This window comes from Streptomyces sp. NBC_01244, assembly GCF_035987325.1.
Lineage (GTDB): Bacteria > Actinomycetota > Actinomycetes > Streptomycetales > Streptomycetaceae > Streptomyces.
The window spans coordinates 2,208,995-2,227,349 of record NZ_CP108488.1 but is presented as its reverse complement, the minus strand read 5'-3'; the positions used below and the strand labels follow the sequence as shown (position 1 = coordinate 2,227,349).

Below are 18,355 nucleotides of genomic sequence, written 5' to 3'. Positions count from 1 at the left end.
CGCCGCCCGCCTGCCGTGGAGTGTCGGGCAGACAACAGGACGGGCGGCGCGGTTGACGGGTCGTCGCACTGTACGAGGGGGAGCCGACGACCCGGGCTACCTCTTGGCGAGGCCCTTAAGTGAAGCGCTCCGGGCGACTCCGGCGGCAGGGTGCGTATCGCATTTATGCGCGTACTCCGTTCACACCCCGTGTGAAGCGCGCACCCACTAGCCTGGATCCGACGAGCCCTTGGAGGGGCCCATGCAGCCCAATGCCCTGCTCGATGCCCTCCTCGCCGAGGCGGGCATGTCCCACGCCGGACTCGCCGCGCACGTGAACCAGGCCGGCCGCACCCGCGGACTGGCCCTGAGGTACGAACACACCGCCGTGACCCGGTGGTTGAAGGGCCAGCGCCCGCGCGGCCAGGTCCCGGACCTGATCTGCGAGGTCATCGCGGGCCGGCTGCGGCGGCCGCTCTCCCTCGACGACGTCGGGCTCGGTCTGCCCGGGCAGCCCGCCGATCCGCACGGGGCCCCGCTCAGCGGCTTCGTCGACCGGGCGGCCGCCCTGTGGCGCTCCGACGGCAACGGGTGCCAAGGGCCCGACGCCGGGGCCGTCACCGGTACGCCCGCCGTGATTCCGGTGTGGGAATGGGAGAACCCGCCGGAGGACGCCGACGTGTCCCGCGAGGGGCCGACCCGCGTCGGACCCGAGCATGTGGAGATCCTGAAGGCCGCCCGCGCGCACTACGAGCTGATGTACCGCCGGGCCGGGGGCGTGGCCACCCGCGACCGGGTCGTCCGCTTCCTCGGCACCGAGACCGCCCCGATGCTGCGCGGCAGTTACTCCGACGGACTCGGCCGCAGCCTGCACCGGGCCGGCGGCTCCCTGGTGGCCGTGGCGGGGATCTGCGCGTACGACTCGGACGCGCACGGGCTGGCCCAGCGGTACTTCCACCAGGCCCTGCGCCTCGCCAAGGCGAGCGGGGACCGGGGGCTGGGGGCCTACGTGATCGCGCTGATCGTCAACCAGTCCCTGCACCTACGGGAGTTCCGCCAGGCCGTGGCCTTCGCCGAGGCCGCCCTGCGCGCGGCCGGTCGGCACACGACCCCGGCGCTGGCCGCCGACCTGTACGCCATGCAGGCCAAGGCGTACGCCCAACTCGGAGATACAGGAGCCGCGTTGGCCTGCATCCGCAAGGCCGAGGCGGCGGCGGAGCGGATCCGTCCCGGCACGGAGCCGGACGAGACGGGGTACGTACAGCCCGGGCTGGTCAACGTACAGGTGGCGGAGGCGCTGCTCGGTCTGGGCGATCTGCGGGCTGCCCGGGAGCAGGCTTCGGCCGCCGTCGGCACCCCCGCGCACGACCGGGGCCGGGTGCACCGGCTCGCGATGCTGTGCGAGATCCAGCTGCGCCAGGGCGAGGCCGATCAGGCGGTGGCCTCGGCGGCCGAAATGGCCGAGCGGGCCAAGGGGATGGAGTCCCTGCGCCTGCGCGACCGGCTGCGCGCGGTCCGGGAACAGCTGCTGACCAGCGGTTGTTCGGGGGCCGGGGAGACGGCCGAGCTCATCGACGGGGCGCTGCGCGTTCCGCTGTGACATCCCCGTGGCGTTCTCTGCGCCGCCCTCTGCGCGTTCCCCTGAGGCGGGGTGAACTGCTGCCATGTTGCCACCTACTCGATCGGAAGGTGGCAGAACCGTGCAGTGGATGAACTTGAGTGAGCAAACCGTGTACACGAACCGCTGGTTCGATGTGAATCTCGCCGATGTGGAGCTCCCCGACGGCCGGCACCTGGACCACTTCGTCATCCGGCTGCGCCCGGTCGCCGTGGCCACGGCGGTGAACGAGGCCAACGAGGTGCTGCTGCTGTGGCGCCACCGCTTCATCACCGACAGCTGGGGCTGGGAACTGCCCGCCGGGGTCGTCGAGGACGGGGAGTCCGTGGAGCGGGCGGCCGCCCGGGAGATGGAGGAGGAGTCGGGCTGGCGGCCCGGCCCCCTGCACCACCTGATGACCGTCGAGCCGTCCAACGGGCTGACCGACGCCCGCCACCACCTCTACTGGGCGGAGGGGGCCACCTACACGGGTCACCCCGAGGACGACTTCGAGTCCTCGCGCCGCGAGTGGGTCCCGCTCAAGCTGGTCCCCGACATGATCGCGCGCGGCGAGATCCCGGCCGCCAACATGGCGGCCGGGCTCTTGCTGCTGCACCACCTGCGGCTCGGCTGAGCCGCGGTTGGCCGGCCGCAAGCGTCAGCTGTACGGGTAGAAGCCCGAGCCGGTCTTGCGGCCGAGGCGGCCGGCGTCGACCATGCGCTGGAGCAGCGGGGGAGCCGCGTACAGGGGCTCCTTGAACTCCGCGTACATCGAGTCGGCCACCGAGGCCACCGTGTCCAGACCGATGAGGTCCGCGAGCTTCAGCGGGCCCATCGGGTGGGCGCAGCCCAGCTCCATGCCGTTGTCGATGTCCTCGCGGCTCGCGATACCCGACTCGAACATCCGGATCGCGGACAGCAGGTACGGGATGAGGAGCGCGTTGACGACGAAGCCGGAGCGGTCCTGGGCGCGGATGGCGTGCTTGCCCAGCGCGCCCCCGACCAGGGCCTCGGCGCGCTTGATGGTCTCGTCGCTGGTGGTCAGCGCCGGGATCAGCTCGACGAGCTGCTGCACCGGGGCCGGGTTGAAGAAGTGGATGCCGATGACCTGGTCGGGACGGGAGGTCGCGACGGCCAGCTTGACCAGCGGAATCGAGGAGGTGTTGGAGGCGAGGATCGCGTCCGGGCGGGTGACCACCTGGTCGAGGACCTGGAAGATCTCCGTCTTGACCTGCTCGTTCTCGACGACCGCCTCGATGACGAGGTCGCGGTCGGCGAACTCGCCGAGATCGGTGGTGAACGACAGGCGGGCCAGGGTCGCGTCCCGCTCCTCCTCGCTGATCTTGCCGCGTTCGGCGGCCCTGGTCAGGGAGGTGTGCAGCCGGGTCCGCCCGAGTTCGAGGGCCTCGCCGGTGGTTTCGGCGACCATCACCTCGAGCCCGCTCCGGGCGAACACCTCCGCGATGCCCGCGCCCATCTGGCCACAGCCCACTACGCCGACGCGTGCGATGTCGTCTGGGAGGTCCGTCACATCGTGCCTTTCGCTGCTCTCCATCGCGGGTCCCCCGTACTCGTGCAGTGGTAACTGCGTTCCGGCGCCCGCCACGCCCCCCGACGTTACCCCCGTCCTTGCCCGGCGTGTCGGGCCGGGGCGGGCATGCTGGGCGGACACGAGGCAATGTCACGCAGCGGAACGGAGTCGTCACATGGCGTCCATTGGGAGGCGAGGGGTACTGGCCGCGGCGGCGGGGGTGCTGGCCGCCGTGGCGGCTGCCCCCGCGCGAGCGGTCGGGCCGGCGGAGGCGGGCGGGGCGCGGCGGGGGCGCGCAGCGGGCGAGGCCGCGTTCCGGGGGATGTGGGTCGCCTCCGTGCAGAACGTGGACTGGCCGTCGCAGAGCGGGCTTTCCGCGCGGGAGCAGCGCGCCGAACTGCTGGCCCTCCTCGACACGGCCGTCGCCCGCCGCCTCAACGCGGTGATCCTCCAGGTCCGGCCGACCGCCGACGCGATGTGGCCCTCGGCGCGCGAGCCCTGGTCGCAGTGGCTGACCGGGGAGCAGGGCGTCGACCCCGGCTGGGACCCGCTCGGCACGGCGGTCGCCGAAGCGCACGCCCGGGGGCTGGAACTGCACGCCTGGTTCAACCCGTACCGGGTGGCCAACCACACCGACCTGAGCCTCCTCGTCCCCGAGCACCCGGCCCGGCGCAACCGGGGCTGGACCGTGCCCTACGGCGGCAAGCTGTACTACAACCCCGGACTTCCGGAAGTCCGCCGGTTCGTGCAGGACGCCATGCTCGACGCCGTCGCCCGCTACCCCCTGGACGGGGTGCACTGGGACGACTACTTCTACCCGTACCCCGTCGAGGGCCGCGATTTCGACGACGACGCCGCCTACGAGCAGTACGGCCGGGCCTTCGCGACCCGCGCCGACTGGCGCCGCCACAACACCGACACCCTGGTCCGCGAGATGTCCGAGCGGCTGCGGGCGCTGCGCCCCGCGACGCGCTTCGGCATCAGCCCCTTCGCCGTCTGGCGCAACTCCGACCGCGATCCGCTCGGTTCGCCGACGCAGGCGGGCGTCGCCACGTACGACGACCTGTACGCGGACACCCGCAAGTGGGTGCGCGAGGGCTGGATCGACTACATCGTGCCGCAGGCCTACTGGCAGCTCGGCCACCCGGCGGCCGACTACGCCGCCATCGTCCCCTGGTGGGCGCGGACCGTCGCCGGCACCCGCGTCCAGCTCTACGTGGGGGAGGCGCTGTACCGCTGCGACGCGCAGAGCTCCACCGCCGCCTGGCGCGATCCGCGCGAGCTGTCCCGGCACCTGCGGTTCGCCGCCGGATACCCGGAGGTCCGCGGCCACGCCTACTTCTCCGCGAAGCAGGTGGTCGCGGACCCCAACGGGGCGATGGCCCGGGTGGTCGCCGACCACTACCCGACGGCGGTGGCCGTGCCACCGCGCTGACCCGGCCGTCTTCGGGGGCCCAGGGCCTGTCGTCAAACTCCCGTCTGCCTCGGGGCTACGACGGGAGTTTGACGCCTGGCCCTAGGCGGCCTCAGTGGTCGTGGTCGGCGGGGTGCTTCACGACGCAGTCGGGGCCGGGGGACATGACGGCCTCGTGTCCGTCCGTGAAGCGGACGCGGTAGGGAGGGGTGCCGTTCTCTCCCAGGACCTGGGTGATCTCTCCGACCTTGTCGTGCTGGCCCACGATCCTGCCGTGCTGAACCAGCTGGTCGCCCTCGGTCGCGCGCATGCTGACCTCCTCGGTGGCGGTCCGATCCGGTGCTAGCAGTTTAGGTCGTTCGGCCCCCTTTTGGCCCATCGGGCCGCTGCGTCACGACGATGCAGACGAGCACCGCGCAGGCGGCGACGGGCGCGGCCGGGGACAGGCGTTCGCCGAGCAGCAGCACCGACCACACGAGGGTCAGCAGCGGCTGCGCGAGCTGGAGCTGGCTGGCTCGGGCGGCGCCGATCTCGGCCATGCCCCGGTACCAGACGTAGAGGCCGAGGAAGGAGGAGCCGACCGCCACCCAGACGAGACCGGCCACCCCGTGGCCGGTCAGATCGACCGGTTCGTACGCGAGTCCGAGCGCGGAGCCGGCGACGCCGATGGGCAGGCACAGCACCAGCGCCCAGGCGATCACCTGCCAGCCGGGCAGCAGGCGGGCCAGGCGCCCGCCCTCGGTGTACCCGGCCGCGCAGACCAGGAGCGCGGCGAAGAGGAAGGCGTCGCCGGCCGAGAGGGCGCCGCCGCTCTGGGCCACGGTGAAGCCGAGGACGACGGTCGCGCCGGCGACGGCCGCGGCCCAGAACCGTCGCGAGGGCCGGGCGCCGGTGCGCAGCGAGGAGACGACCGCCGTGGTGAGCGGCAGCAGGCCGACCACCACGGCGGCGTGCGAGGTGGTGGAGGTCTGCAGGGCGAGGGTGGTGAGCAGGGGGAAGCCGACGACCACACCGCCCGCGACGACGGCCAGCCCCGCCCAGTGGGCGCGGGCGGGCACCGGGACGCGCAGGGCCAGCAGGAAGGCGCCGGCCGTCAGGCCCGCGAGCAGACAGCGCAGGCCGAAGAGGGACCACGGGCCGAAGCTCTCCAGGCCCCAGGCGGTGCCGGGGAAGGTCAGCGAGAAGGTGACGACACCGGCCGCCGCGAGGGTGGTGCCCCCGAGCGCGGGCCGGGGCCGACGGGCGGCGGTACCCCGAACTGCTATCGCGTTCGGGAGAGTAGCGCTATTCTGTGCTGTCATGTACGAGCGTAGCAGTGTGGCGGAACTGGCGGAATCCCTTCGAGTCGAGCTGAACCGCTACTCGGTGGGTGGAAAGCTCCCGTCGAGCCGGGTCCTGGTCGAGCAGTACCGGGTCAGTCCCGTCACCGTCTCCCGGGCCCTCGCCCAGCTCGCCGCCGAAGGCCTGGTGGTCACCCGCCCCGGCGCCGGGGTCTACCGCGCGCAGCCCCGCACGCACACCCAGGAGCCCGGCGACACCTCCTGGCAGGCCGTCGCCCTGAGCGCCGAGGACTCCGGCGAGGTGGTCCCGCGCTCCGTGGACGCCTCCGGAGTGCTGGTCACCCTGGCCGCCCCGCCCGCCGGGGTCATCCCGCTGCACAGCGGCTACCTGCACGAGGCGCTCCAGCCCGAGCGGGCCATGGCGGCCGCCCTCGCCCGGGCCGGCCGGCGGCCGGGGGTGTGGGGGAGGCCGCCGGTGGAGGGCCTGGCGGAGCTGCGGGACTGGTTCGCCCGCGAGATCGGCGGGGCCGTCGCGGCCGGGGACGTACTGGTGACCGCGGGCGGCCAGAGCGCGCTCGCCACCGCGCTGCGGGCGCTCGCCCCGCCCGGGGCGCCGATCCTCGTCGAATCCCCGACCTACCCGGGGCTGCTGGCCCTCGCGCGGGCCGCCGGATGCCGGCCGGTGCCCGTCCCGGTGGACGCGGACGGGGTCCGGCCGGAGCTGCTGGCGGCCGCCTTCGAAGCGACCGGGGCGCGGGTCTTCGTATGCCAGCCGCTGTTCCAGAACCCGACCGGGGCCGTGCTGTCGGGCGAGCGGCGGGGCGAGGTGCTGCGGATCGCGCGCGCCGCCGGGGCGTTCGTGCTGGAGGACGACTACGCGCGGTCCCTGGCCCACGAGGACTCGGGCCCGCTGCCCGCGCCGCTCGCCGCCGAGGACCCGGACGGGGTGGTCGTCCACGTGCGGTCGCTGACCAAGGTCACCTCGCCCAGCCTGCGGGTGGGCGCGCTGGCGGCCCGGGGCCCGGTCTTCGACCGGCTGCGCGCCATCCAGGTCGTGGACACCTTCTTCGTGCCCCGGCCCCTCCAGGAAGCCGCCCTGGAACTGGTCGGGGCACCCGCCTGGCCGCGCCACCTCAAGGCCGTCGCCGCCGAGCTGCGCCATCGCCGGGACGTCCTGACGGGGGCGCTGCGGCGGGAGCTGCCGGAGCTGGAGGTGCCCCATCCGCCGCGCGGCGGCTACCAGTTGTGGGCGCGGCCCGGCGGGGGCGGTGACGACGCCGCCTTCGTGGCGGCCGCCCTGCGGGCCGGGGTCGCGGTCGCGCCGGGACGGCCGTACTTCTGCGCGGAACCGCCCGGTCCGTTCGTCCGGCTGAGCTTCGCCGGGGTGTCCGGCGCGGGCGAACTGACCGAGGCCGTCCGGCGGCTGCGGTCCGGGCTTCGTCTCGACGCTTGACCCCGTGCGGCACGCGGATCACCATCGCCGCATGCATGTTCGGGTTTCGCTAGTCGCAGCAGCCCGCAGTACCTCGCTGCTCGCCGAGCGCTTCGACGACGACCGCCCCCTCGACGTGGACGGCTGGCGCGCGGTGGAATCCGCCGCGCGCGGGCTCGTACCGCTGGGCTCGGCCGAGCTCCGCTACTGTTCGCCGACCTCGCGCAGCCGGGCCACGGGGACCGCCCTCGGCTACGCCCCGATGGCACAACCCGCCCTGCGGGAGTGCGACATGGGCCGCTGGCGCGGGCTCACCCTGGCCGAGGTGGCGGCCCGGGACCCCGCGGCCGTGGACCTCTGGCTCAGCGATCCGTACGCCGCGCCGCACGGCGGGGAGTCCCTGCTCGCCTTCATCGCCCGGATCGGCGGCTGGCTCGACACCCGGCCGGCGGACGACGGGGGAGCGATCGTGGCGGTGGCGGAGCCGTCGGTGGTCCGGGCGGCCCTCGTGTACGCCCTGAACGCACCGCCGCTGACGTACTGGAACGTGGACGTCCGCCCCCTGTCCACGCTCACCCTCGCCGGCCGGCCGCGGAGCTGGCACCTCTCCCTCCAGGCTCCCGTCTGAACCGGAGCCAAATCGGTTGATGTGGCAGGTCGGGGGTGCCTAGCCTGCGGGCATGGACGACATCACAAACACGGGCGGCGCGGGCATCGGCGGCGAGGGCCTCGGCGGCGCGGGCATCCGGATCACCACGCTCGCGGAGCGGCCCGAACTGGCGGCCCGGCTGTGGGACATGAAGGACTCCTGGCCCGAGTTCGCCCAGCACGACTCACTGGCCTGGCTGCTGTATCCGCGGATGGTGGCCGAGTTCCCGGAGTACGTCCTGATCGCCACGGACGGCGACACGGTGGTCGCCCGGGGCTTCGGCGTGCCCTTCGCGCAGCACGCGCCGGGCCGCGGCGGCGAGCTGCCCGCACAGGGCTGGGACCGGATCCTGATGTGGGCCTTCTCCGACCTGCGGCGCGGGGTCGAGGCCGACACCGTGAGCGCGATCGAGATCAGCGTCGCCACCGGTCGGCAGGGGGAGGGGCTGTCCGGCCGGATGCTCGCGGCGATGCGGGAGAACGCCCGGGCGCGCGGTTTCGCCGAGGTGGTGGCGCCGGTCCGGCCCAGCGGAAAGCCGGCCGAGCCGGACGCCTCGATCCACGAGTACGCGTACCGCACCCGCGAGGACGGCCTCCCCCACGACCCGTGGCTACGGGTCCACGTGCGGGCGGGCGGCGTCATCGACTCGGTGGCCCCGCTGTCGATGACGATCACCGGCTCTCTCGCGCAGTGGCGCGAGTGGACCGGTCTGCCCTTCGACGCGGCCGGCCCGGTCCGTGTTCCCGGCGCCCTGTCCCCGGTCCACTGCGAACCGGAGCAGGGCTTCGCGGTCTACGTGGAGCCGAACGTCTGGGTCCGGCACGCGGTGGCGCTCCAGGGGCCGGGCGCCTAGCTAGAGGAGCGCGATGGGAGCGGTGGCGGAGGAGGGGAGGTAGATCCCGCCGATGCCCGGGTGGGTGGCCCGGTAGCCGCGCAGGAGTTCGTCCAGCGGGATCGTCAGCCGGGCCGGGGTGTCGCAGCGGGCGGCTCCGAACTGGTCGGTGACGGCGGTGCAGAGCGTCCGGCCGCCGACGGTGGTGAAGGTGACCGGTACGCCGTCCAGCCCGGCCGGAGCGTCCGTGATCCGCACGGTGGTGCTGAGGTTCTTGACCCCGAAGAGCAGCCCGTTCAGCTTCGCCGGACCGGCCGTGGTGACCGTGGCCACGGCGGGCCGGACCAGCTCGGGGGCCTCGCAGAGCTGCGGGCCGGGAGCGAAGACCTGCCCGGTGGGGCAGGCCACGACGGTGGCGACCCCGCCCGCGCACTGTACGTAGAAGCGGTGGTCCTGCAGCCGCGGCAGCCGCCCGGTGGCGCCGCCGGCGCACGAGCCCTCGGCCGCGACGGCGGGCGCCGCGCCCACTCCCAGGGCGAGGACCGTCCCGGCGGCCAGTGCGGCGAGGCCCTTGGAGACCCGTCCCTTGCCGATGCGTAACACCCTTGCCCCCAGCTCACTCAGTGTGACGAAATGAATACGAAGTGACTATAGGGACGGGCGTGTGGCGGGCGCAACGCTCTCGGGGCATCGCCAGGGAGTGCGAATATCAGCCGGCTTGAACGCGTTCAAGTCCAGTGGGTGCGGCCGAGGGGAGCGGGCATGGCGGGCATCGTCCACCTGCTCGGCGGCTGAGCCGAGCAGGTGGACGATGCTGGCGACAGGTCCTAGCGGCCGCGGGGCTTCCCTCGCTTGCCGGTGGGCTTCGCCGTGGCCTTGCCGCCCTTGGGGGCGCCGGCGCGCGGGTTCCTGGCGGCGGGCTTGCCCCCCGACTTGGGCGCCGGCTTCCGCGCCGGCTTCGCCTTCTTCTGCTCGGGCTCGGGCTGCGTACGGCCGCGCCCGCGCGAGCTGTTGACCGTCCGCCCGCGCACGATCCCGATGAACTCCTCGACCAGGTCGGGAGTGACGTCCGCCTCGGGCCACGACAGCGCGACACGCGACTCGGGGGCGTCCAGCAGGGTCCGGTAGGTGAGGTCCTTGCGGTGGTGCAGCCGCGCGAGCGACTGGGGCACGATCAGGACCCCGATGCCCGCCGCCACCAGCTCGATCGCGTCGGCCGTGGTCTCCGGGCGCTGGAGCGCGGCCTTGCCCGGCAGCTGCTCCCACTCGAGGGTGTCGTCCAGCGGGTGGAGCACGATGTCGTCGGCCAGCTCCGCGAGGGACAGCTCCTCGGCCGCGGCCATGAGGTGGTCCTTCGGGATCACGACGACCGTGGTCTCGGTGTAGAGCGGGATCGCGCTGAGATCCGTACGGTCGATCGGCAGCCGGACGAACCCCGCGTCGGCGCCGCCGCCGCGCAGCAGGGCGGGGGCTTCGGCCGGAGCGACCGGGACGAGGGTCAGCGGAACGTCGGGCAGCCGCTCCTTCCAGATCCGGACCCACTTCGTGGGAGTCACCCCGGGGACGTATGCGAGCTGGAACGACGGGGGGGTCCGGGAGTCTGTCACCCGGCCAGATTACCGGCCGTGGTCGGAGGTGGCGCACATGCTCGATACCCTTGACCCCATGACGTCGCACCAGACCACCCAGACCATGAAGCCCGCTACTGCGGCGAAGAAGCTGGGTGTGTACCTCGAGGCCACCCCCGCAGAGTTCCAGGAGGGTGTCGTCTCGCGCACCGAGCTGACCGCCCTCCAGGCCGAGCCGCCCCAGTGGCTGCAGGACCTGCGCACCAACGGCCCGCACCCCCGTCCGGTGGTCGCGGCGAAGCTCGGCGTCTCCATCGCCGGTCTGGCGCGCGGCGGCGTCACCGAGGCGCTCACCACGGAGCAGATCGAGGCCCTGAAGCAGGAGATGCCGGAGTGGCTCGCCAAGGAGCGCGCCACCCAGGCCGACGTCCGCAAGGAGACCGTCCGCATCAAGCAGATGCAGGCGGAGAAGGCCGCGAAGAGCGAGAAGTCCGAGAAGTAGTCGTCTCCCCTCGGCCCGTACCGGCCGTGAGATGCTGGTGCGCGTGACGATCGAGGACTTGGTGCGGCTGCGGCGCGCCCGGGACGTCATGGACCGCGACTACACCGAGCCGCTGGACGTACCGGCGCTGGCGGGCGTCGCCCTCATGTCGCCCGGGCACTTCTCCCGCAGCTTCCGGGCGGCCTTCGGGGAGACCCCGTACAGCTACCTGATGACCCGCCGCGTCGAGCGGGCGAAGGCGCTGCTGCGCCGGGGCGACCTGAGCGTGACCGAGGTCTGCTTCGCGGTCGGATGCACCTCGCTCGGGTCGTTCAGCTCGCGCTTCACGGAGCTGGTCGGCGAGACCCCCAGCGCTTACCGGGCCCGGCGGCACGAGGCCGGTGCCGCCATCCCGGCGTGTGTCGCCAAGGTCTTCACCCGGCCCGTCCGGAACCCCGCGGGCAGCGGGAGAGCGGGAACCGCGGCCGCGTCGTAGCGTCGGAGCATGACCATCAGGCTCTCGCAGTGCTTCATCGCCGTCGACGACCACGACAAGGCCCTCGCCTTCTACCGCGACGCCCTCGGCATGGAAGTCCGCAACGACGTCGCGTTCGAGGGGATGCGCTGGGTGACCGTCGGCTCGCCCGAGCAGCCCGACGTGGAGATCGTCCTCGAACCCCCGCTCGCCGACCCCGGCTCCTCGCCGGCCGACCGGCAGGCGATGGCGCAACTGCTGGCCAAGGGCATGCTCCGCGGGGTGATCTTCTCGACGGACGACGTGGACGCCACCTTCGAGCGCATCCGGGCCGCCGGCGCCGAGGTGCTCCAGGAGCCCGTCGACCAGCCGTACGGGGTCCGCGACTGCGCCTTCCGCGATCCGGCCGGCAACATGCTCCGCTTCAACCAGCCCAGCCGCCCCCGCTGACCGCGGCCCCCGAAGCGGCCGCCCCCGTAACGCGCCCTCACCCGGCGGCGGCCCACCCCGGGACCGTCGGCAGCACCTGCTCGGCCACGCGCAGCAGGACGGCATCGTCGGGCACCGCGCCGTCGGAGCGCCACAGGGTCAGCTCGTAGTAGCCGCCGCCGTCCGCCGCGTCCCGGGCCACCACGAGGGAGCGGGTGGGGACGCCGGAGCCGCTGCTGGCATCACTGCCGTCCAGGCGGAAGCTGATGCTGATGGTGCGGTCCGAGTAGAAGGCGGCCGGGCGGCCCAGGACCGTCTGCGGCAAAGTGCCGTCCCCCAGGAGCTTGCCCAGGGTGGCGACGGTCAGCTGGTTGTACGCGGCCGTCAGGTGCGCCGTGTAGGTCTCGAACTCGACCTCGCCCGAGGGGGTGTGGATCTCCTTGTCGCCTCCGACGGGCTTGAAGGTGCTGCCGCTGCCGTTCGCGTTCTTCGCGACCTCCCCCGGAGTGCCGAGCAGATCGGCGAGATCGGGGCGGTGCAGCGCCGTGCACAGCTGGGCCCCGGAGACGTGCCCCGGCTCGTCCGTGGACTCCGCGGGCGTCTTCTCGGGCTGCCCGTGCGAGCAGGTGACGGGCTTCGGCTCAGGGCTCGAATTCGCCGACTCCCCGGCCATCCAGAGGCCGGCCCCCATGGCTCCGATCAAGCCCACGGCCAGGATGCCCTGGCCTATCGCCCCGCGCGTCGTGATCGTGCCGACGTCTTCGGTCATGTCCCCCACCTGCTGTGATCCCCCGATATGTGCCCGGGGACCCTAACCCGTGATCATCAGGCGGACAAGGGAGTAACACTGGGGGAGCAGGGCCGGATGACTGCTTTGCATAAACGTGCGGCCTTACGTATAGTCATGCCATCGAGGAGGAGGGTCCGATGGTGGTACGTGTAGCGGTGGCCGGTGCGAGCGGATACGCGGGCGGGGAGGTGCTGCGCCTGCTGCTGGCCCACCCCGAGGTCGAGATCGGCGCGCTGACCGCGAACTCCAACGCCGGGCAGCCGCTCGGCACGCTCCAGCCGCACCTGGTGCCACTGGCCGGCCGCATCCTGGAGCCGACCACGCCCGAGGTGCTCTCCGGCCATGATGTCGTCTTCCTGGCCCTTCCGCACGGGCAGTCCGCCGCCGTGGCCGCCCAGCTCGGCGAGGAGGTCCTCGTCGTCGACATGGGCGCCGACCACCGGCTCCGGGACTCCGCCGACTGGGACACCTTCTACGGCGCCCCGCACGCCGGTACCTGGCCCTACGGCCTCCCCGAGCTGCCCGGCGCCCGCGCCGCCCTGGCCGGCACCAAGCGGATCGCCGTCCCCGGCTGCTACCCGACCGCCGTCTCGCTCGCCCTGTTCCCGGCCTACGCCGCTCAGCTCGCCGAGCCCGAGGCGGTGATCGTCGCCGCCTCCGGCACCTCCGGCGCGGGCAAGGCCCTCAAGCCGAACCTGCTCGGCTCCGAGGTCATGGGCTCCATGAGCCCGTACGGGGTCGGCGGCGGCCACCGCCACACCCCCGAGATGGTGCAGAACCTCAGCCCGGTCGCCGGGCAGCGGGTCTCCGTCTCCTTCACGCCCACGCTGGCGCCGATGCCCCGCGGCATCCTGGCCACCTGCTCCGCCAAGGCGCTGCCGGGGACCACGGCCGACGCGGTCCGTGCCGCGTACGAGAAGGCCTACGCGGACGAGCCCTTCGTGCACCTGCTGCCCGAGGGGCAGTGGCCGGCGACGGCGTCCGTCTACGGTTCCAACGCCGTTCAGATCCAGGTCGCGTACGACGAGGCCGCGCAGCGGATCATCGCGATCAGCGCCATCGACAACCTCACCAAGGGCACCGCCGGCGGCGCGGTCCAGAGCATGAACATCGCCCTCGGGCTCCCCGAGGCGCTGGGTCTTTCCACGATCGGAGTCGCACCGTGAGCAGGGGGCACCTCCCAGCGGTAGCTGGGGGAGCGCGGGCAGCCACCCGGCTGCAGGCGACGACGATGGCCGCAGGGGCGCCCTGCTCGGGCGGAGAAGCGAACGAGGAGATGCAGTGAGCGTCACGGCAGCACAGGGGTTCACGGCGGCGGGCATCGCCGCCGGGATCAAGGCGAACGGCAATCCCGACCTGGCCCTCGTGGTCAACAACGGGCCGCGCCTGGCCGCGGCGGGCGTCTTCACCTCCAACCGGGTCAAGGCCGCGCCCGTCCACTGGTCCGAGCAGGTGCTGCGCGGCGCCACCGTCAGCGCGGTGGTCCTCAACTCCGGCGGCGCCAACGCGTGCACCGGCCCCAAGGGCTTCCAGGACACCCACGCCACCGCCGAGAAGGTCGCCGAGGCCCTGAACGGACTCGGCGCGGGCGGCGAGGTCAACGCCGGCGAGGTCGCCGTCGCGTCCACCGGCCTGATCGGCGTCCTGCTCCCCATGGACAAGCTGCTCCCCGGCATCGACACCGCGGCCGCCGCGCTCTCCGCCGACGGCGGCGAGGCTGCAGCGATCGCCATCAAGACCACCGACACCGTGCACAAGACGGCCACCGTCTCCCAGGACGGCTGGACCGTCGGCGGCATGGCCAAGGGCGCGGGCATGCTCGCCCCGGGCCTGGCCACCATGCTCGTCGTCCTCACCACCGACGCCGACGTGGACAGCGCCACCCTCGACAAGGCGCTGCGCGGCGCGACCCGCACCACCTTCGACCGGGTCGACTCCGACGGGTGCATGTCCACCAACGACACGGTGCTGCTGCTCGCCTCGGGCGCGTCCGGCCGGGTGCCGGCGTACGAGGCGTTCGCGGAGGCCGTACGCACGGTCTGCGACGACCTGGCCCGCCAGCTGATCGGTGACGCCGAGGGCGCCAGCAAGGACATCCGCATCGAGGTCATCGGCGCGGCCACCGAGGAGGACGCGGTCGAGGTCGGCCGGTCCATCGCCCGGAACAACCTGCTCAAGTGCGCCATCCACGGCGAGGACCCGAACTGGGGTCGCGTCCTGTCCGCGATCGGCACCACGAAGGCCGCCTTCGACCCCGACCGGCTGAACGTCGCCATCAACGACGTCTGGGTCTGCAAGAACGGCTCGGTCGGCGAGAACCGCGACCTGGTGAGCATGAAGGGCCGCGAGGTCCGCATCACCGCGGACCTGTCCACCGGTGCGCAGTCGGCGGTCATCTGGGCCAACGACCTGACCGCCGAGTACGTCCACGAGAACAGCGCGTACTCCTCATGAGCACTGCACGCAGGCACACCGCGCTGCCCAAGGCCGAGATCCTCATCGAGGCCCTGCCCTGGCTGACCCGGCACAACGGCAAGATCGTCGTCATCAAGTTCGGCGGCAACGCCATGATCGACGAGGATCTGAAGGCCGCCTTCGCGCAGGACGTCGTCTTCCTGCGGCAGGCCGGCCTGAAGCCGGTCGTCGTGCACGGCGGCGGCCCGCAGATCAACGCCCAGCTCGACAAGCAGGGCCTGGTCAGCGAGTTCAAGGCGGGCCTGCGCGTCACCACGCCCGAGGCGATGGACGTCGTACGGATGGTCCTGGCCGGGCAGGTCCAGCGCGAGCTGGTCGGGCTGCTCAACCAGCACGGGCCGCTGGCCGTCGGCATGACCGGCGAGGACGCCCACACGATCACCGCCACCAAGCACACGCCCGAGATCGACGGCGAGAGCGTCGACATCGGGCGGGTCGGCGAGATCACCGCCATCGACACCGGCGCGATCGAAGCGCTGCTGGCCGACGGCAGGATCCCGGTCATCTCCTCCATCGCGCGCAGCGCCGACGACCACCACGTGTACAACGTGAACGCGGACACGGCCGCCGCGGCGCTCGCCGCCGCACTCGGCGCCGAGACGCTGATGGTCCTGACCGACGTGGAGGGGCTCTACGCGGACTGGCCCAACAGCGACGAGGTCATCAGCAGGCTCACCGTCAGCCAGCTGGAGAAGCTGCTGCCCGAGCTGTCCAGCGGCATGGTCCCGAAGATGGAGGGCTGCCTGCACGCCGTCCGCAACGGGGTGACCACCGCCCGCGTGATCGACGGGCGGGTCCAGCACTCGATCCTGCTGGAGATCTTCACGGACGAGGGCATCGGCACGATGGTCGTGCTCGATGCCCAGGCAATCGACACACAGGGAGGGGACCCCGCATGACCGGCAACCAGGAGTTCGCCGCCCGCTGGCAGGGCGCGCTGACCAACAATTACGGCACCCCCGCGCTGGCGCTCGTACGCGGCGAAGGTGCACAGGTCTGGGACGCGGACGGCAAGCAGTACACCGACTTCGTCGGCGGCATCGCGGTCAACGCGCTCGGCCACGCGCACCCGGCCATCGTCACCGCGGTGACCGAGCAGATCTCCACCCTGGGGCACGTCTCCAACCTCTACGCCTCCGAGCCGGTCCTCGCGCTCGGCGAGCGGCTGCTCCAGCTCTTCGGCCGCCCCGGCAAGATTTTCTTCTGCAACTCCGGCGCCGAGGCCGTCGAGGCCGCCTTCAAGATCGGTCGGCTGACCGGGCGGACCCACATGGTCGCCACCGACGGCGGCTTCCACGGCCGCACCATGGGCGCCCTGGCGCTCACCGGCCAGCCCAAGAAGCAGGGCCCCTTCCTGCCGCTGCCCGGAGACGTCACGCACGTTCCGTACGGCGACGTGGAGGCCCTGCGGGCAGCCGTCACCGAAGAGACCGCGTTCGTGATCATCGAGCCGATCCAGGGCGAGAACGGTGTGGTCGTCCCCCCGGCCGGATACCTGACGGCCGCCCGCGAGATCACCCGGGCCACCGGCACCCTGCTCGTCCTCGACGAGGTGCAGACCGGCATCGGGCGCTGCGGCCAGTGGTTCGAGCACCAGGCCCACGAGGGCGTGGAGCCCGATGTCGTCACACTCGCGAAGGGGCTCGGCGGAGGTCTGCCGATCGGCGCCGTCGCCGCCTTCGGACCCGTGGCCGACCTGCTCCAGCCCGGCCAGCACGGCACCACCTTCGGCGGCAACCCGATCGCGTGCGCCGCCGGCCTCGCGGTGATCGACACCATCGCCGCCGACGGACTCCTCGACCAGGTCAAGGAGCGCGGCGAGCGGTTGCGGGCCGGAATCGAAGGATTCGCACACCCGCTCGTCTCGCACGTCCGCGGCGCAGGCCTTCTGCTGGGTATCGTGCTGACCGAGCCGCTCGCACCGCAGGTGCAGCGCGCGGCTCAGGACGCCGGCTTCCTGGTCAACGCGCCCGCCCCCGACGTCGTACGGCTCATGCCTCCGTACGTGCTCTCCGAGGCCGAGGTGGACGCGTTCCTGCAGGCCCTGCCCGGTGTGCTGGACGCGGCGAAGTCCGCCGCGGACGTGGACGGATGATCAATCGGGGAATGGGACGACGATGAGTCAGGCGCAGGAACACGAGCCCTGGGGGTCCCCCCAGACGGAGTCTGGGGGTGGCCAGTCCGTCCCGCAGACCCGCACCGCCCGCCACCGCCGGATCGTGGACATCCTCAACCGGCAGCCGGTCCGCTCACAGAGCCAGCTGGCCAAGCTGCTCGCCGACGACGGGCTGAGCGTCACCCAGGCGACGCTCAGCCGCGACCTCGACGAGCTCGGCGCCGTGAAGATCCGCAACACCGGCGGAGAGCTGATCTACGCGGTCCCCAGCGAGGGCGGCTTCCGCACCCCGCAGGCACCGCTCGGCGAATCGGCGAAGGAGGAGCGCATGCGCCGCCTCTCCGGCGAACTGCTGATCTCGGCGGAGGCCTCCGCGAACCTCGTGGTCCTGCGCACCCCGCCGGGTGCGGCCCAGTTCCTCGCCTCCGCGATCGACCAGGCCGAACTCCGGGCCATCCTCGGCACCATCGCGGGCGACGACACCCTGATGCTGATCAGCCGTGACCCGGCGGGCGGCCAGGCCCTCGCCGACCACCTGCTGAGGCTGGCCCAGAAGGAGAGCTGAGCCGCCGCCGAGGGGGACAGGACAGGCCCCGGGGCCCTTCCTAGTAGCGGGTGACGGCGAGCCGGCCCGACTCCGTGCCGATCGCGATGTGGGGGCTCCTGCGCGGGTTCGCCCAGCGCAGCACCGCGCGCATCGCGTCCTCGGGGACCGAGACGCAGCCGGCCGTCGCGCCCTTGCCGTTCACGTGCAGGAAGATGCCCGCGCCCCGGCCCCGTACCGGGTGCTCGTAGTTGAAGGCGATGACCAGGGCGTGCGCGTACTGCTTCGCGTACGTGGTCAGGTGCTCGGCCTCGCCGGGGGCGCAGTCCGCGGGCAGCGGCTCCACCCAGCGGTTGTAGCTCTCCGAGCCATTGTCCTGGCACCACCAGGAGTCGGGGGTCACCCGCCGGTAGCGGTACGCGGTACCGGCCGGGGCGTGCGCGATGCCGAAGGCGTAGGGCAGTGCGTACAGGCCGGCCGGGGTGGTGTTGGTGCCCTGGGTCCGGGTCCCGCCCTCCGTCAGCCCGTTCGCACCGAAGCGGGCCGGCGCGCTGCCCGCCTCGTACCAGCGCCCCGCCCACCGGTCCCACCAGGTCAGGCGCCCGGTCGTGGAGCCGGGGGCCGGAGCCACGGCCGTGATCAGCTGGCTGCCGCCGCCGGTGTCGGCGAGCAGGGCGGGCAGCGGCGGATCACCGTGGGGGCCTTGGACCAGCAGGCTGGTGACGATCAGCGAGGCGGCGAGGAACGCGGTACGCAGCACATG

At 72.9% G+C, this 18,355-nt stretch carries 21 protein-coding genes; 14 read left to right on the top strand and 7 right to left on the bottom strand.

Annotated elements, in window-relative coordinates; genetic code table 11:
- Nucleotides 1-241 precede the first annotated feature (241 nt).
- Nucleotides 242-1,579 (top strand): transcriptional regulator, encoded by a 1,338-nt coding sequence (locus OG247_RS09795; protein ID WP_327251869.1) that lies wholly within the window; start codon nucleotides 242-244, stop codon nucleotides 1,577-1,579.
- Between the two features lie 109 nt (nucleotides 1,580-1,688).
- Nucleotides 1,689-2,210 carry an NUDIX hydrolase gene (locus OG247_RS09790; RefSeq protein WP_388503884.1) on the top strand — a complete coding sequence of 174 codons (522 nt, stop codon included), beginning with the start codon at nucleotides 1,689-1,691 and terminating at the stop codon, nucleotides 2,208-2,210.
- Between the two features lie 24 nt (nucleotides 2,211-2,234).
- Here OG247_RS09790 and OG247_RS09785 read toward each other — a convergent pair whose 3' ends face one another.
- On the bottom strand, nucleotides 2,235-3,131 hold the full coding sequence (locus tag OG247_RS09785; protein ID WP_327251867.1) for a 3-hydroxybutyryl-CoA dehydrogenase: 897 nt from the start codon (nucleotides 3,129-3,131) through the stop codon (nucleotides 2,235-2,237).
- 151 nt (nucleotides 3,132-3,282) lie between these two features.
- Here OG247_RS09785 and OG247_RS09780 point away from each other — a divergent pair, with 151 nt between their 5' ends.
- A complete protein-coding gene (locus OG247_RS09780; RefSeq protein WP_327251866.1) occupies nucleotides 3,283-4,542 on the top strand; it encodes a glycoside hydrolase family 10 protein in 1,260 nt (419 codons plus the stop codon).
- A gap of 91 nt (nucleotides 4,543-4,633) precedes the next feature.
- Here OG247_RS09780 and OG247_RS09775 read toward each other — a convergent pair whose 3' ends face one another.
- Entirely contained in the window at nucleotides 4,634-4,831 is a 198-nt protein-coding gene (locus tag OG247_RS09775) for a DUF1918 domain-containing protein (protein WP_250744647.1), read from the bottom strand.
- 40 nt (nucleotides 4,832-4,871) lie between these two features.
- The gene (locus OG247_RS09770; RefSeq protein WP_327251865.1) at nucleotides 4,872-5,822 is read right to left on the bottom strand and encodes a DMT family transporter; all 951 of its coding nucleotides are present in this window, start codon (nucleotides 5,820-5,822) and stop codon (nucleotides 4,872-4,874) included.
- Here OG247_RS09770 and OG247_RS09765 point away from each other — a divergent pair.
- From OG247_RS09765 to OG247_RS09755, 3 genes are all read left to right on the top strand, one after another.
- Nucleotides 5,821-7,254, top strand: coding sequence for an aminotransferase-like domain-containing protein (locus tag OG247_RS09765; RefSeq protein WP_327251864.1), 1,434 nt, complete (start codon nucleotides 5,821-5,823; stop codon nucleotides 7,252-7,254). The genes OG247_RS09770 and OG247_RS09765 overlap by 2 nt on opposite strands.
- Before the next feature lie 31 nt (nucleotides 7,255-7,285).
- Nucleotides 7,286-7,861, top strand: coding sequence for a histidine phosphatase family protein (locus OG247_RS09760; protein ID WP_327251863.1), 576 nt, complete (start codon nucleotides 7,286-7,288; stop codon nucleotides 7,859-7,861).
- 169 nt (nucleotides 7,862-8,030) lie between these two features.
- The gene (locus OG247_RS09755) at nucleotides 8,031-8,735 is read left to right on the top strand and encodes an N-acetyltransferase (RefSeq protein ID WP_327257402.1); all 705 of its coding nucleotides are present in this window, start codon (nucleotides 8,031-8,033) and stop codon (nucleotides 8,733-8,735) included.
- On the opposite strand, the gene OG247_RS09750 is transcribed toward OG247_RS09755, so the two are convergent.
- Both OG247_RS09750 and OG247_RS09745 read right to left on the bottom strand, forming a co-directional pair.
- On the bottom strand, nucleotides 8,736-9,317 hold the full coding sequence (locus tag OG247_RS09750) for a carbohydrate-binding module family 14 protein (protein ID WP_327251862.1): 582 nt from the start codon (nucleotides 9,315-9,317) through the stop codon (nucleotides 8,736-8,738).
- 224 nt (nucleotides 9,318-9,541) lie between these two features.
- The gene (locus OG247_RS09745; RefSeq protein ID WP_327251861.1) at nucleotides 9,542-10,321 is read right to left on the bottom strand and encodes a LysR family substrate-binding domain-containing protein; all 780 of its coding nucleotides are present in this window, start codon (nucleotides 10,319-10,321) and stop codon (nucleotides 9,542-9,544) included.
- A gap of 37 nt (nucleotides 10,322-10,358) precedes the next feature.
- Here OG247_RS09745 and OG247_RS09740 point away from each other — a divergent pair, with 37 nt between their 5' ends.
- The 3 genes from OG247_RS09740 to OG247_RS09730 are packed head-to-tail and all read left to right on the top strand — an operon-like array spanning nucleotide 10,359 to nucleotide 11,688.
- Nucleotides 10,359-10,784, top strand: coding sequence for a DUF5997 family protein (locus OG247_RS09740; protein WP_442813244.1), 426 nt, complete (start codon nucleotides 10,359-10,361; stop codon nucleotides 10,782-10,784).
- 43 nt (nucleotides 10,785-10,827) lie between these two features.
- Nucleotides 10,828-11,259, top strand: coding sequence for a helix-turn-helix transcriptional regulator (locus OG247_RS09735; RefSeq protein ID WP_327251859.1), 432 nt, complete (start codon nucleotides 10,828-10,830; stop codon nucleotides 11,257-11,259).
- Nucleotides 11,260-11,268: 9 nt separating this feature from the next.
- On the top strand, nucleotides 11,269-11,688 hold the full coding sequence (locus OG247_RS09730) for a VOC family protein (RefSeq protein WP_327251858.1): 420 nt from the start codon (nucleotides 11,269-11,271) through the stop codon (nucleotides 11,686-11,688).
- 37 nt (nucleotides 11,689-11,725) lie between these two features.
- Here OG247_RS09730 and OG247_RS09725 read toward each other — a convergent pair whose 3' ends face one another.
- A complete protein-coding gene (locus OG247_RS09725; RefSeq protein ID WP_327251857.1) occupies nucleotides 11,726-12,436 on the bottom strand; it encodes a DUF6215 domain-containing protein in 711 nt (236 codons plus the stop codon).
- A 158-nt stretch (nucleotides 12,437-12,594) separates the two neighbouring features.
- Between OG247_RS09725 and argC the strand changes: the two genes are divergently transcribed.
- From argC to OG247_RS09700, 5 genes are all read left to right on the top strand, one after another.
- The gene (gene argC, locus OG247_RS09720) at nucleotides 12,595-13,623 is read left to right on the top strand and encodes an N-acetyl-gamma-glutamyl-phosphate reductase (protein WP_327251856.1); all 1,029 of its coding nucleotides are present in this window, start codon (nucleotides 12,595-12,597) and stop codon (nucleotides 13,621-13,623) included.
- Nucleotides 13,624-13,738: 115 nt separating this feature from the next.
- Complete coding sequence (gene argJ / locus OG247_RS09715) at nucleotides 13,739-14,911, top strand: bifunctional glutamate N-acetyltransferase/amino-acid acetyltransferase ArgJ (protein WP_327251855.1); 1,173 nt, start codon at nucleotides 13,739-13,741, stop codon at nucleotides 14,909-14,911.
- Nucleotides 14,908-15,831, top strand: coding sequence for an acetylglutamate kinase (gene argB, locus OG247_RS09710; RefSeq protein ID WP_327251854.1), 924 nt, complete (start codon nucleotides 14,908-14,910; stop codon nucleotides 15,829-15,831). The genes argJ and argB overlap by 4 nt, the downstream gene beginning before the upstream one ends.
- Nucleotides 15,828-17,027: an acetylornithine transaminase gene (locus tag OG247_RS09705; protein ID WP_327251853.1), complete on the top strand. Its 1,200-nt coding sequence runs from the start codon at nucleotides 15,828-15,830 to the stop codon at nucleotides 17,025-17,027. Before argB ends, OG247_RS09705 begins: the two co-directional genes overlap by 4 nt.
- 22 nt (nucleotides 17,028-17,049) lie before the next feature.
- Nucleotides 17,050-17,613, top strand: a complete 564-nt coding sequence (locus tag OG247_RS09700) for an arginine repressor (RefSeq protein WP_327251852.1) — start codon at nucleotides 17,050-17,052, stop codon at nucleotides 17,611-17,613.
- Between the two features lie 40 nt (nucleotides 17,614-17,653).
- On the opposite strand, the gene OG247_RS09695 is transcribed toward OG247_RS09700, so the two are convergent.
- Nucleotides 17,654-18,352 (bottom strand): L,D-transpeptidase family protein, encoded by a 699-nt coding sequence (locus OG247_RS09695; RefSeq protein WP_442813243.1) that lies wholly within the window; start codon nucleotides 18,350-18,352, stop codon nucleotides 17,654-17,656.
- Between the last annotated feature and the right edge of the window lie 3 nt (nucleotides 18,353-18,355).

Bases quoted from the DNA above. Each gene is read 5' to 3' on its own strand.
- OG247_RS09795 (WP_327251869.1), top strand. From the start codon at position 242: ATGCAGCCCAATGCCCTGCTCGATGCCCTCCTCGCCGAGGCGGGCATG.
- OG247_RS09790 (WP_388503884.1), top strand. From the start codon at position 1,689: ATGAACTTGAGTGAGCAAACCGTGTACACGAACCGCTGGTTCGATGTG.
- OG247_RS09785 (WP_327251867.1), bottom strand. From the start codon at position 3,131: ATGGAGAGCAGCGAAAGGCACGATGTGACGGACCTCCCAGACGACATC.
- OG247_RS09780 (WP_327251866.1), top strand. From the start codon at position 3,283: ATGGCGTCCATTGGGAGGCGAGGGGTACTGGCCGCGGCGGCGGGGGTG.
- OG247_RS09775 (WP_250744647.1), bottom strand. From the start codon at position 4,831: ATGCGCGCGACCGAGGGCGACCAGCTGGTTCAGCACGGCAGGATCGTG.
- OG247_RS09765 (WP_327251864.1), top strand. From the start codon at position 5,821: ATGTACGAGCGTAGCAGTGTGGCGGAACTGGCGGAATCCCTTCGAGTC.
- OG247_RS09770 (WP_327251865.1), bottom strand. From the start codon at position 5,822: ATGACAGCACAGAATAGCGCTACTCTCCCGAACGCGATAGCAGTTCGG.
- OG247_RS09760 (WP_327251863.1), top strand. From the start codon at position 7,286: ATGCATGTTCGGGTTTCGCTAGTCGCAGCAGCCCGCAGTACCTCGCTG.
- OG247_RS09755 (WP_327257402.1), top strand. From the start codon at position 8,031: ATGAAGGACTCCTGGCCCGAGTTCGCCCAGCACGACTCACTGGCCTGG.
- OG247_RS09740 (WP_442813244.1), top strand. From the start codon at position 10,359: ATGCTCGATACCCTTGACCCCATGACGTCGCACCAGACCACCCAGACC.
- OG247_RS09730 (WP_327251858.1), top strand. From the start codon at position 11,269: ATGACCATCAGGCTCTCGCAGTGCTTCATCGCCGTCGACGACCACGAC.
- OG247_RS09725 (WP_327251857.1), bottom strand. From the start codon at position 12,436: ATGACCGAAGACGTCGGCACGATCACGACGCGCGGGGCGATAGGCCAG.
- argC (WP_327251856.1), top strand. From the start codon at position 12,595: ATGGTGGTACGTGTAGCGGTGGCCGGTGCGAGCGGATACGCGGGCGGG.
- argB (WP_327251854.1), top strand. From the start codon at position 14,908: ATGAGCACTGCACGCAGGCACACCGCGCTGCCCAAGGCCGAGATCCTC.
- OG247_RS09705 (WP_327251853.1), top strand. From the start codon at position 15,828: ATGACCGGCAACCAGGAGTTCGCCGCCCGCTGGCAGGGCGCGCTGACC.
- OG247_RS09700 (WP_327251852.1), top strand. From the start codon at position 17,050: ATGAGTCAGGCGCAGGAACACGAGCCCTGGGGGTCCCCCCAGACGGAG.